General features: G+C 55.9%; 12 protein-coding genes. 5 read left to right on the forward strand and 7 right to left on the reverse strand.

What is annotated here, in order from left to right; translation table 11 throughout:
* Window positions 1–183: 183 nt before the first annotated feature.
* Both zapE and IE151_RS11555 read right to left on the reverse strand, forming a co-directional pair.
* On the reverse strand, window positions 184–1,356 hold the full coding sequence (gene zapE, locus IE151_RS11550; protein ID WP_189490264.1) for a cell division protein ZapE: 1,173 nt from the start codon (window positions 1,354–1,356) through the stop codon (window positions 184–186).
* Window positions 1,357–1,483: 127 nt separating this feature from the next.
* Window positions 1,484–2,032, reverse strand: a complete 549-nt coding sequence (locus tag IE151_RS11555) for a protease inhibitor Inh/omp19 family protein (RefSeq protein WP_189490265.1) — start codon at window positions 2,030–2,032, stop codon at window positions 1,484–1,486.
* Window positions 2,033–2,302: 270 nt separating this feature from the next.
* Here IE151_RS11555 and dapF point away from each other — a divergent pair, with 270 nt between their 5' ends.
* Genes dapF through IE151_RS11575 form a run of 4 tightly spaced genes read left to right on the forward strand, consistent with a single transcriptional unit; the run spans window position 2,303 to window position 6,476 of the window.
* Window positions 2,303–3,190 carry a diaminopimelate epimerase gene (dapF, locus tag IE151_RS11560; RefSeq protein WP_189490267.1) on the forward strand — a complete coding sequence of 296 codons (888 nt, stop codon included), beginning with the start codon at window positions 2,303–2,305 and terminating at the stop codon, window positions 3,188–3,190.
* On the forward strand, window positions 3,187–4,491 hold the full coding sequence (gene mtaB, locus IE151_RS11565; RefSeq protein ID WP_189490269.1) for a tRNA (N(6)-L-threonylcarbamoyladenosine(37)-C(2))-methylthiotransferase MtaB: 1,305 nt from the start codon (window positions 3,187–3,189) through the stop codon (window positions 4,489–4,491). The genes dapF and mtaB overlap by 4 nt, the downstream gene beginning before the upstream one ends.
* 23 nt (window positions 4,492–4,514) lie before the next feature.
* On the forward strand, window positions 4,515–5,843 hold the full coding sequence (ftsY, locus tag IE151_RS11570; protein WP_189490272.1) for a signal recognition particle-docking protein FtsY: 1,329 nt from the start codon (window positions 4,515–4,517) through the stop codon (window positions 5,841–5,843).
* The gene (locus IE151_RS11575; protein WP_189490274.1) at window positions 5,844–6,476 is read left to right on the forward strand and encodes a septation protein A; all 633 of its coding nucleotides are present in this window, start codon (window positions 5,844–5,846) and stop codon (window positions 6,474–6,476) included.
* A gap of 3 nt (window positions 6,477–6,479) precedes the next feature.
* Here IE151_RS11575 and IE151_RS11580 read toward each other — a convergent pair whose 3' ends face one another.
* From IE151_RS11580 to ccmA, 5 genes are read right to left on the reverse strand one after another with little or no spacing between them, the layout of a single operon-like run.
* Window positions 6,480–7,031: a DsbE family thiol:disulfide interchange protein gene (locus IE151_RS11580; protein WP_189490276.1), complete on the reverse strand. Its 552-nt coding sequence runs from the start codon at window positions 7,029–7,031 to the stop codon at window positions 6,480–6,482.
* Between the two features lie 4 nt (window positions 7,032–7,035).
* Window positions 7,036–7,188, reverse strand: coding sequence for a heme exporter protein CcmD (ccmD, locus tag IE151_RS11585; RefSeq protein ID WP_189490277.1), 153 nt, complete (start codon window positions 7,186–7,188; stop codon window positions 7,036–7,038).
* Window positions 7,185–7,952: a heme ABC transporter permease gene (locus IE151_RS11590; RefSeq protein ID WP_189490279.1), complete on the reverse strand. Its 768-nt coding sequence runs from the start codon at window positions 7,950–7,952 to the stop codon at window positions 7,185–7,187. Before IE151_RS11590 ends, ccmD begins: the two co-directional genes overlap by 4 nt.
* Window positions 7,953–8,012: 60 nt before the next feature.
* Entirely contained in the window at window positions 8,013–8,678 is a 666-nt protein-coding gene (ccmB, locus tag IE151_RS11595; protein WP_189490281.1) for a heme exporter protein CcmB, read from the reverse strand.
* The gene (ccmA, locus tag IE151_RS11600; RefSeq protein WP_189490283.1) at window positions 8,675–9,289 is read right to left on the reverse strand and encodes a heme ABC exporter ATP-binding protein CcmA; all 615 of its coding nucleotides are present in this window, start codon (window positions 9,287–9,289) and stop codon (window positions 8,675–8,677) included. The genes ccmB and ccmA overlap by 4 nt, the downstream gene beginning before the upstream one ends.
* 248 nt (window positions 9,290–9,537) lie before the next feature.
* Between ccmA and acnA the strand changes: the two genes are divergently transcribed.
* Window positions 9,538–12,240 carry an aconitate hydratase AcnA gene (acnA, locus tag IE151_RS11605; RefSeq protein WP_189490285.1) on the forward strand — a complete coding sequence of 901 codons (2,703 nt, stop codon included), beginning with the start codon at window positions 9,538–9,540 and terminating at the stop codon, window positions 12,238–12,240.
* The last annotated feature ends 105 nt before the right edge of the window (window positions 12,241–12,345 follow it).

Below are 12,345 nucleotides of genomic sequence, written 5' to 3' on the forward strand. Positions count from 1 at the left end.
TTTGCGACGCCCGGACTTGCCCCGGACTTGGAACCTACCCACTGCTGGCGCGGCATTCGCGCGCAGTTCGCCAACATTTTCCGCTCCTGCCAATAGACCGAGCGGTATAAAATAGCAAACGATTCATCGACCTCGTTTTTTTTCAATCGTTTAGCAAGAAAATTTCTTACGTAAACGTCAAAATCAGTCTACTCCCTCAGCCATCCCATGTACAATCTGCCATTGTTTTAACCAGTCCTCACCTTGCATTTCAATCAGGCGGGAGACGGTACGGTGGAATTCGAAAGCTTCCACACCCGTTCGCCCCGAGTAAAGACTGGTAACTGGCGCGGCTGCGCTTACGAACACGCGGGCATGATGATCATATAATGTGTCAATCAGAAGAATGAAGCGTTTCGATTCATTGCGCGCTGCATCGTCAAGGACCGGAATATTCTCAATCATCACAGTGTCAAACCGCGCAGCAATGGCAAGATAGTCTCGCGCGCCCAGCGCCTTCAAACAAACGTCTACGAAGTCGAATCGTGCGGAGCGGCCGCAGGCACAGGGTACATGAACCTTTCGGCCTTTGACGATAATATCTTCCGGCTGAGACGCCCCCTCGCAGAGCGCTTCCCACGCTTGCCGCATGCGCGACCGCGTTTCCTCTCCAAGCGGGTAAGTGTAAACGGGCAGCTGTCCGACCTTCTCCAGCCGGTAATCGGTTTGCGAGTCCAGATTGAGTATCTCAGCATGCGCCTTCAAAACAGCTATAAAGGGTACGAATAGCTGTCGGTTAAGGCCATTGGTATAAAGATTATCCGGCGCGACATTCGACGTAGCAACCAGAACAACGCCATTTTCGAATAATGCAGAGAACAAGCGCGAAAGCACCATCGCATCGGCAATATCGGTAACAGTGAATTCGTCGAAGCATAAAAGCTGCGCCTCTTGCGCCAATACTCGTGCTACCGGTGGGATAGGGTCGTCTTCACGAGTGCGTCCCTCTTTGCGATCTAACCGATGAGCGGCAATCCGGTCATGCACCATCATCATGAAATCATTGAAATGGAACCGCTTCTTCTTTTTTCCTGGCGCAAGCGAGAAGAAAAGATCCATCAACATGGTTTTACCGCGACCGACACCGCCGTAAACATAAAGCCCTTTTACCAGATCGGGCGAGGATCGGCGCCTCAGTATCCGGCCGAACAATCCGCCGTCCTTCGAAATTCGTCGGCCGCGTAGACGCGTCAGAAGATCATCAAGTGCCTCGACCACAGGTATTTGCGCTGGATCCGTGCGAATTTCACGACGATGCGCGAGATCGTCATACACCTGTCGAAGCGTTTCTTCCGCCGAACTGCTCTGCAAACTCATCGTCCAACCATTACATCGCCTGATCTGCCGCCCAGATGCGCCCTGCAAATCAGGCAGTCAAGGTCAGGCCGAGTAAAAAGAAACGGGCACCGCAGTGAGAGCGATGCCCGTTGAAATCGCGTCAATCTTAGCGGCTCAGCGAAATCGGAACACCGGTCTGCGTCTGACCGTCAAAGCGACCGTTACCGGTTGCTGAGAGATTGGCAAGGGTCCCGCCATTCGCATCATGCAGCGTAAGCTGCTTGCCCGATACCGACCATGATTTGACACCGTCAACCGGAGCCGGGCAACGCAGTGGCCCGGCTCGATAGCCGGAGCCGAAGCGAGTCTGCGGCGTTGCGATACGGCAACTCTGTCCGGCCAAGTTTGCACTCCAGACGCCTGCCACACTGGCTGGCGTCAGATCAGGCGCGTTAGGGTCTGCCATCGGCGTTTGATCTGGTGTCCCAAGGCTTGCCTGCTGCTGGCCCGGAGCCTGCGGAAATTGCTGAGGATTGGTTGGGGCTGGCATGGACGGCGGAGGAAGGGCATTTCCCTGAACCGAACCTGCTGGAGCCGCAGGAAGCGGCTGCGGACGCGCCGCCGGCTCATTGCTGAACCTATCGCTCTGGCATCCGGCAATTGCCATGGACGAGGCCACTGCCAAAAGTGCCAATATCTTGTGCGGCGTCTTCATAAGCAGACTTCCTTTCACGAGGATGCTAAAATTCAACTATCGTCATAGAAGTGACGAAATGAGGCATATTCAACAGTGTAGGGTTAATTTTGCGTTTAGTTTGACACTCTGTGACGCAAACGCAACAGCATCACGCGCTCTAAAACGAAAATTCGGGCTCTCTGAACGCATATAACGGCGTCGAACCTTTTCAACACAGGCTCTTTGAGCCATATACGACCTCTTGAGGCGCTAGCCAGACACTTGTCGTCGGAAGATTGGGCATTCATCATGGCACCGCAGACAGCTTTTGCGAGAATGAACGGGCTAGGCAACCGGATCATCGTGGCCGATATGCGCAGCGCATCCGCCCGTATGACCTCGCAAGCCGCGATAGCGCTTGCTTCGGATCCAATCACCGACTTCGATCAGATCATGGTAATCTATCCGCCACGCGCCACCGGTACCGATTACTACATAGACATCCTCAATCGCGACGGTAGCCAAGCTGGAGCTTGCGGCAACGGCACGCGATGCGTCGTACGCGCTTTGGCAGGTGAAACCGGCAAGACAAATTTTACGTTCCAGACGCCGGGTGGGATTGTGTCGGCCCGGGAACACGTCGACGGACTCATTTCCGTCGACATGGGCAAACCAGAATTTTCCTGGGACAAGATTCCGCTAACTGAAGAGTTCGCCGATACACGGAATATTGAGCTTCAAGTCGGCCCGATCGACGCACCGCTCCTCCACACACCTGCCGCCGTTTCAATGGGTAATCCACATATTGTTTTCTGGGTCGAGCAGGATGTACGGAGCTACGAACTGGAGAAATTCGGGCCGCTTCTGGAAAATCATCCGCTCTTTCCGGAGCGGGTCAATGTGACCATCGCGAAGGTGGAAGATCGGCACCATCTCATAATCCGGACCTGGGAACGCGGAGCTGGACTGACGCTTGCCTGTGGCACTGCGGCATGTGCCGCCGCTGTCAACGCGGCACGTACAGGACGAGCCGAGCGCCAGGTACGCGTGACGCTTCCGGGGGGCGATCTCCACATTGATTGGCGCGCCGACGATCATGTCATGATGACAGGCCCTGCCGAGTGGGAATTTTCCGGTAGGCTCGATCCCGAAACCGGCGCCTGGGAACGCGATACTGACGCGGAGGACGCAGCATGAGCGGTGTCGATGTCGTCACCTTCGGCTGTCGTCTGAACGCCTACGAGTCTGAGGTCGTTAAGCGCGAGGCGGAATCCGCAGGTCTGGGGCTGCTCGACGGCGGTGCTGTTGTGGTCAACACTTGCGCGGTTACCGCCGAGGCCGTACGGCAGGCCAAGCAGGCAATTCGCAAATTGCGCCGCGAACAACCGGGTGCGCGCATTATTGTCACCGGCTGCGCTGCGCAAACCGATCCGCAAAGCTTCGGCCTCATGGAAGAGGTGGATCTGGTCCTCGGGAACGAGGAGAAGATGCACGCCCATAATTATCGCGCTCTACCCGATTTCGGCGTCAACCATTTCGAAAAGGTTCGCGTCAACGACATTATGGAGATAACCGAAACGGCTTCGCATATGGTGGAGGCTTTCGGTGAACGGGCACGCGCCTTCGTACAGGTGCAGAACGGCTGCGACCATCGCTGTACCTTCTGTATAATTCCCTACGGTCGCGGCAACTCGCGCTCCGTTCCGATGGGCACGGCTGTTGAGCAGATCGCCAAGCTGGTCGAAAAAGGTTTTCGCGAGATCGTGTTGACCGGCGTTGATCTGACATCCTATGGCGGCGATCTTCCGGGCAGGCCCAAACTGGGTCGGCTGGTTCAAAGCGTTCTGCGCGAACTGCCGCAGCTTGAGCGATTGCGTCTTTCTTCGATCGATTCCATCGAGGCAGACGATCTCCTGATGGACCAGATCGCTGGCGAGCAGCGTCTCATGCCGCACTTGCACCTCTCCTTGCAACATGGCGACGACATGATCCTCAAACGCATGAAGCGTCGTCACCTGCGCGAGGATGCGATCCGTTTTTGCGAGGAGGCGAAGCGCCTGCGCCCCGAGATCGTCTTCGGAGCCGATATCATCGCAGGCTTTCCGACCGAAACCGAAGCGATGTTCGAAAACGCGTTGTCAATCGTTGAGGCCTGTTCCCTCACCTATCTACATGTTTTTCCCTATTCGCCTCGCGAGGGGACGCCTGCTGCGCGCATGCCGCAACTACCTCGCACCATCGTCAAGGACCGCGCCCGCCGGCTGCGTCGAGCGGGGGAAGCCGCACATCAGGCACATATTGAGCGGCTTGTTGGCACCCAGCAGCGCGTTTTGATAGAGCGCGATGGCATCGGACGATGCGAGAATTTCGCGTTAGCGAAAGTCGGCAATGCGAAAGCTGGCGAAATCGTCAATGTCGAGGTCAGCGGACATGAGGGGGAGATGCTGATCACCCGCTCGGTGCGTACCATTGAACCACCTCTCGCTGCAGCAGAATAATAAAATATCGGAGCGAGAGCGGCATGGCAGGCTTCTTCAAGAAAATATTTTCCTTCGGTCGTGAAGAAGGAAAAGCAGTTCAGGCGGAACAAGCCGCGGAAAAGGGGGCTTTTGCCCACGAGCACAGATTAGATGAGGATCTGGCTGCCGAAGAGGGCGTACCGGTTGCTGAAGCCGCTTCATCCGGGGACACCGCCAAGGGGGTTCCAGACTTTCTAGTTGACGAAATTGAAGACAAGGCTGCCGAAGCGGACGAAATTCAGAATGACGCGGTGAAACCCGCTACAGAACACCCGGACGAGGCGATGCTGGCACCGACGGCGGTTTCCACTACGAGAGTCGAACAAACGGCTGCGCCCTCCCGCTCCGGAAAGCTGCGCATTGGTGCGGAAGTCGAGGAAGCGAGCGAAGAAACGACTGTCGAGGAGACTCCCCAGCAATCCTGGCTGCAAAAACTGCGATCCGGACTTTCGCGTTCGTCGCGCGAGCTGGGGAACAATCTTTCTGGCATCGTTTCGAAACGCAAGCTGGACGACGATACTTTGCAAGACCTGGAAGACGTGCTTCTCCAGGCCGATCTCGGAATGGAGACAACCACGCGCATTACCGATGCGCTCTCGGCCAGCCGCTATGGTCGGGAGCTGACGGAAAAAGACATTCGCTCCGTCATGGCACGAGAGGTGGGGCGTGTCCTTGAACCTGTCGCAAAGCCGCTGGAACTGGATCTGTCACACAAGCCGCACGTAGTCCTCGTCGTCGGTGTGAACGGCACAGGAAAGACCACGACTATCGGTAAACTTGCAGCCAAACTGACGCGTGGTGGCTTGAAGGTGACACTTGCGGCGGGCGATACTTTCCGGGCGGCCGCCATCGAGCAGCTGCATATTTGGGGTGAGCGTACCGGAAGCGAAGTCATTTCGACCAAGCTCGGAGCTGATGCCGCATCCCTCGCTTATGACGCTTATGCGCGAGCCAAGGAAAACGGCAGTGACGTCGTGATCATAGATACCGCCGGTCGCTTGCAGAACAAGGCGGAACTCATGGCCGAACTTGAAAAAATTGTGCGTGTGCTGCGCAAGCACGACAATGCCCTGCCGCATACAGTTCTTCAAACTCTCGATGCCACGACCGGACAAAATGCCATGAATCAGGTCGAGATATTCCGCAATGTGGCGGGCGTCAACGGACTCGTCATGACGAAGCTCGATGGCAGCGCGCGCGGCGGCATTCTGGTTGCCATTGCGGCACGTCACCAACTGCCGGTCTACTTCATCGGCGTAGGCGAAGACATCGATGATCTTGAACCCTTCGAGGCGGATGACTTCGCCAACGCAATCGCCGGAGTGAAGTGAATGCAGAACGAACCGACTGCCAAGCAGCAAGCTGACGTCAACCCCATGCTGAAAATGGCATTCGAGCTTGGCCCGTTGCTCGTCTTCTTCTTCGCCAACGCGCGGGGGGAATGGCTGGCAGAGCGATTTTCTGTCTTGCAGAATATGGGCGGGGCGATCTTTGTCGCGACCGGTCTATTCATGATTGCCACGGCGGTTTCGTTGGTTTTGTCGTGGGTATTGATGCACCGTATTCCCGTGATGCCACTTATTTCGGGTATCGTAGTTTTCGTGTTTGGTGCGATGACCCTTTATCTGCAGGATGATCATTTCATCAAGGTCAAACCCACCATCGTGAACTCGCTGTTCGGCGCCATTTTACTTGGAGGACTCTTGTTCGGAAAGTCCCTGTTATCCATCGTCTTTCATGACGCCTTCAAGCTCAACGAGCAAGGTTGGCGCGTTCTTACGCTACGTTGGGGACTTTTCTTCCTATTTCTGGCGGTCCTTAATGAAATCGTCTGGCGTAATTACGACACGGACACCTGGGTCGCCTTCAAGGTTTGGGGCATCATGCCGATCACCATTGTCTTTTCCATGGCGCAACTGCCGCTTCTAACACGCTTTGCCCTACCGGAGCAGAAGCAGCAGTAGGTTTTACGAGCTAACGAGCAGCTTCTCGATCTGCGGCATGAGATCATTTTTCAGGCTTTCCCGCGTTATCGGGCCCACGTGCCGGTAGACGACGGTTCCCTGTCCATCGACAAGAAACGTCTCAGGAACGCCATAAACGCCCCACTCGATCGAGGAACGGCCGTTCGCATCCACACCTATCGCGGAATAGGGGTTGCCAAGCGAAGAAAGGAATTGCCACGCATTCGCCGGCACGTCCTTATAATTTATTCCGACAAGAGAAAATCTCGGATCTTTGGCCAACTCAATGAGCAAAGGATGTTCGTCCCGGCATGGCGCGCACCACGACGCCCAGACATTAACCAGTGTAACCTTATCCTGGAACAGAGGCGCTGAAAAACTGGGAACGGCGCTCCCTTCGAGAGCCGGCAACTCAAGACGCGGGGCTTCGCTACCCACCAGTGCCGATGGAATGACGGCCGCATCGCGCCCGGAGGTGAGCTGCAACAGAAATACGCTGCACAGGCCAAAGAAGAGGGTCAACGGCAGGAAAATCAGGAGATTGCGTTTTCTCATGCCGTCAACTCCTTGGCCGAAGCTGACGGTATGCCTCAAGTTGCGCCAACCGCTTCTTCTTTCGGGATCCGTCAAGGATAAGGGCGAGGACCAAGCCACCGAGCCCTATGAGGGCAACGCCGTACGCGCTGGCGACATAAAGTGCGTGTGTACTCATCGACGCCCTCCCTCGCTACCCTGAGCCCTAAGCTTTTGCAGCGTCATGATGCGGCGGCGCATGATCTCGTTTCGCATCGCGTACAGATGAAGACTGACGAAGACGAGCGTGAAGCCCAGCGCGCAAACCAATAGCGGCATCAACATGCTGGGATCAATGGTTGGTCCGTCGAGCCGCAGCACTGCCGCAGGCTGATGCAACGTATTCCACCAATCGACCGAAAATTTGATAATCGGAATATTAATGAAACCGACAAGCGCAACGATTGCGCAGGCCCGCCCAGCGCGCGATGGATCATCGATAGCGCGCGCAAGCGACACAATGCCGAGATACATAAGGAACAAAATGAAGACCGAGGTCAGACGAGCATCCCAGACCCACCAGGTGCCCCACATAGGTTTGCCCCATATCGATCCAGTCACGAGCGTCAAGGCTGTGAATACAGCGCCTATAGGAGCAGCGGACCGTAGCGCAACTTCGGCTAGCGGGTGTTTCCAAACCAGAATGCCTAACGCTGAAAGCGCCATCAGCGTATAACACATCATCGAAATCCACGCGAAAGGCACGTGAATATACATTATCTGGACCGTGATCCCCTGCTGATAATCTGCGGGTGCCGTGAACCCAAGGAGGAGTCCGGCGGCAAGCGTGAAGATCGCCAGACTGACAAGCCACGGCAAAAAACGCTTCGAAAGCGCCATGAAACGTCCCGGATTGGCTAAGGACTGAACGAAGGTCTGGGTGGTGGAAACAGGGGCTGTCATGATGGCAAACTCTATACAACCTCTCGCGCGATCCGCAAATTCAACATGCGCATTCTACGATCAATCTTCGACAAGAGACAGAGACAGGGCCGTTGCGACCGGGCCGAGGACCGCGGCGAAGAGATTAACGGCTATCAGCAGGAGCAAGGGCTGGGCAAAATTGGCACCGCCTTCTTGTGCTGCGTAACTTGCGGATACGCCAAAAATCAGCGCGGGAATCAAAACAGGTAAGATCAGAACGGAAACGAGCAGGCCTGCGCGCGGCAAGGCCACTGCCACCCCTGCTCCCACTGCACCGATGAAAGCGATGGCCGGCGTTCCCATGATCAGCGTCAGCGCCGTAAAAAGCGCGGTCTTGGCTTCCATGTTCATCAGGAGCCCCAGCGCCGGGGCCACAAATGCCAGTGGCAGGAGATGAGACAGCCAATGCGCAAGGGATTTGACGAAGACTGTCATCGTCAAATCCAGAAAACCCGTATTGAGACGCAAAAGATCGAGCGAGCCATCCTGGCGATCCTCCTGAAAAAGCCGCTCCAGACCAAGCAGACCAGCGAGTAAAGCACCTATCCAGAGAATGGCCGGTCCAAGACGAGCCAGAAGCGTCATATCCGGTCCGACTGCAAATGGCAGCACCGACACGACGGAAAGGAAGAAGAGCAACGCCACCATCGTCGCTCCGCCACCACTGAAAGCGTTCAGTAGTTCACGGCGCAGAAGTGCTTTCATACCGGCTCTCCCAGCCGCAGGATCATCCCCTCGTCCAGACCGAGCGGCAGATGTGTCGCCGCGATGACGATACCTCCCTTTCGCGTATGCAAGCGCATTTCATGTGCAAGCGTTTCCGTCGAGCGCGCATCCAGACCAGCGGTCGGTTCATCCAGCAACCAGACAGGGCGGTCGTTCAAAAGCAGACGCGCGATTGCAACCCGCCTCTTCTGCCCAGTAGACAGGACACCGAAGGGCAGTGCTTCCTTCCCCAACAGACCGACTTTGTCCAAAGCTGCATCGATAGACGTAAGTTGCGACTTCTTTTCAGCCCGATCGAACACTTCCCAAAAAGCGAGATTCTGTTGCACACTAAGATTAGGCTTCATCGCATTTTGGTGGCTTAGATAATGCATGCTGTCTCGAAGATTGCGCATATCGTCCGCAACGAATCGCACTGCTCCTGTGTGCGGGCGCAAAAGTCCGGCTATAATACGCAGTAAGGTCGATTTCCCTGTCCCGTTCTCCCCGATTACCAGAAGCGACTGCCCCCCTTCCAGCTCGAAGCTCAGGTTTTCGAACAGCTGAAGCGTATCCCGTACTGCACTCAGGCCCTCTCCGATCAGTTGCATGTCATCGCCTGCCTCAACCTCCGAATTTTTAAAAATCTTCGTCGCGTACTCTGGAACTCTTCTACAAAAATCACTATACCGCAGACAACCATGCCAGCGGTCGGCATGCCAATTTTGTTTTGCGCCGAACCTGCGCGCGCGCCGCCTTGAACGGCCGGGACGCTAGGGGACGGACAGCGGAAATGACCGTACCCGCACCTATGCATACTAGCAGCACAGGCGTCTGGCCCCTGTTATCGGTATTTAGGATGGGATCGCACGTGGCACAGTCACTCGATAGTTTCAGCTGCCGTCGCACGCTCCAGGTGGGCGACAAGGAATATGTTTATTACAATCTGGTCGAGGCCGAAAAAAACGGTCTGACGGGCGTCTCGAAGCTTCCCTTCTCTATGAAGGTCTTGTTGGAAAACCTCCTGCGTAATGAAGATGGTCGCTCTGTTACAAAGGACTCCATTCAGTCGGTTGCGGAATGGCTCAACGACAAGGGTACTGCTGGCGTCGAAATCGCCTACCGCCCAGCCCGCGTGCTGATGCAGGACTTTACCGGCGTTCCCGCCGTCGTCGATTTGGCGGCCATGCGCGACGGCATCAAGTCTCTGGGCGGCGATCCTGAGAAGATCAATCCGTTGGTTCCCGTCGATCTGGTCATCGATCATTCGGTTATCGTCGATGAATTCGGCAATCCGAACGCTTTCAAGGCCAATGTCGATCTCGAGTACCAGCGCAATGGCGAACGCTATCGCTTCCTCAAGTGGGGCCAGCAGGCATTTCGTAATTTCCGCGTTGTTCCTCCCGGCACAGGCATCTGCCACCAGGTAAATCTCGAATATCTCGCTCAGGCTGTATGGACGAAGGAAGAAGACGGTGCGACCGTTGCTTATCCGGACACCTGCGTCGGCACCGATTCGCACACCACGATGGTCAACGGCCTTGGCGTCCTCGGCTGGGGCGTTGGCGGTATCGAAGCTGAAGCGGCAATGCTTGGCCAGCCGGTTTCCATGCTTCTTCCGGAAGTCATTGGTTTCCGCCTGACCGGCAGGATCAGGGAAGGCGTCACTGCAACCGACCTCGTTCTCACGGTTACGCAAATGCTGCGCAAGAAGGGCGTCGTTGGCAAGTTCGTCGAATTTTTCGGCGAAGGTCTGGACAATATGACGTTGGCTGACCGCGCTACCATTGCAAACATGGGGCCGGAATACGGCGCAACATGCGGCTTCTTCCCTATCGACCAGGAAACGCTGAACTACATGAACACCACCGGTCGTGCTGAAGACCGTATCGCGCTTGTTGAAGCCTATTCACGGGCCCAGGGAATGTGGCGCGAGGCCGGCTCGCAAGATCCGATATTCACGGACGTACTCGAACTCGACATGGGCGACGTAGTTCCTTCTATGGCTGGTCCCAAGCGCCCGGAAGGCCGCATCGCTCTTGAAAACATTGCGTCTGGTTTCGCTACTTCGCTCGAAACCGAGTACAAGAAGACAACGGGCCATGACACGCGCTACAGAGTCGAAGGCGAAGATTTCGATCTTGGCCATGGCGACGTGGTCATAGCTGCCATCACTTCCTGCACCAACACTTCGAATCCGAGCGTGCTGATCGCAGCAGGCCTTCTGGCGCGCAATGCAGTTGCAAAGGGCTTGAAGACCAAGCCATGGGTCAAAACTTCTCTCGCTCCGGGCTCGCAGGTCGTTGCTGCCTACCTGGAATCAGCTGGTCTTCAGAAAGATCTCGATGCACTCGGCTTCAACCTTGTCGGTTTCGGCTGCACGACTTGCATCGGCAACTCGGGTCCGCTTCCGGCCCCGATCTCCAAGACGATTAACGAAAAGAGCTTGATCGCTGCAGCGGTCCTTTCGGGCAATCGCAATTTTGAAGGTCGAGTGTCGCCGGACGTACAGGCCAACTACCTGGCTTCACCGCCACTCGTCGTCGCCCATGCCCTTGCCGGCACGGTCACCAAAGATCTGACGAAGGAGCCAATCGGAGAAGACAAGGCTGGCAATCCAGTCTTCCTTCGTGATATCTGGCCATCCGCCCAGGAAATCCAGGAATTCATCGCGAAGAACGTTACCCGCAAGATCTTCTCCGAAAAATATGCGGATGTGTTCAAGGGCGATGAGAACTGGCAGGCAGTTCAGGTGCCAGCGGGTCAAACCTACACTTGGGATGACCAGTCGACTTATGTCCAGAACCCGCCATACTTCGTTGGCATGGGAAAGTTCTCAGGTACGATCCAGGATATCAAGGGCGCGCGTATTCTTGGGCTCTTCGGCGACAAGATCACCACCGACCACATCTCACCGGCCGGTTCGATCAAGGCGCAGTCGCCTGCTGGCAAATACCTGCTCGACAACGGCGTTGGCATTACAGACTTCAACCAATACGGCACGCGTCGCGGCAATCACGAAGTAATGATGCGCGGCACCTTCGCCAATATTCGCATCCGCAATCACATGCTCGGTGAAAACGGTAAGGAAGGCGGATACACGATCCACTATCCTTCCAAGGAAGAGATGTCGATTTACGACGCCGCCATGCAGTACAAGGCGGAGAACGTACCGCTGGTGGTTTTTGCCGGTATCGAGTACGGCAACGGCTCCTCGCGTGACTGGGCTGCAAAGGGCACTAATCTGCTCGGCGTCAAGGCGGTGATTGCACAATCGTTCGAGCGTATCCACCGTTCGAATCTCGTCGGCATGGGCATTATTCCGTTCGTCTTCGAAGATGGGGCTAGCTGGCAGAGCCTGGGCCTCAAGGGAGACGAGATGGTTTCTATCGAGAACCTGGAGAACATCCGCCCACGCCAGTCCACCGAGGCGGTTGTCACATTTGCGGACGGAAGCGTGACGCGTGTCCCGATCCTCTGCCGCATCGACACGCTGGACGAACTTGATTACATGAAGAACGGAGGCATTCTTCAAACCGTTCTTCGCGATCTAGCTGCCTGATCGGAAGAAATTCCTGATAAAGGGCCCGCTCCGCGCGGGCCTTTTTATTGAGGCGTTCTCTCAAGCTAACGTGACTTCTCCGTCATCACATCGACCGATAGATTA

This window comes from Limoniibacter endophyticus (assembly GCF_014652835.1).
In the GTDB taxonomy this organism is placed as follows: domain Bacteria; phylum Pseudomonadota; class Alphaproteobacteria; order Rhizobiales; family Rhizobiaceae; genus Limoniibacter; species Limoniibacter endophyticus.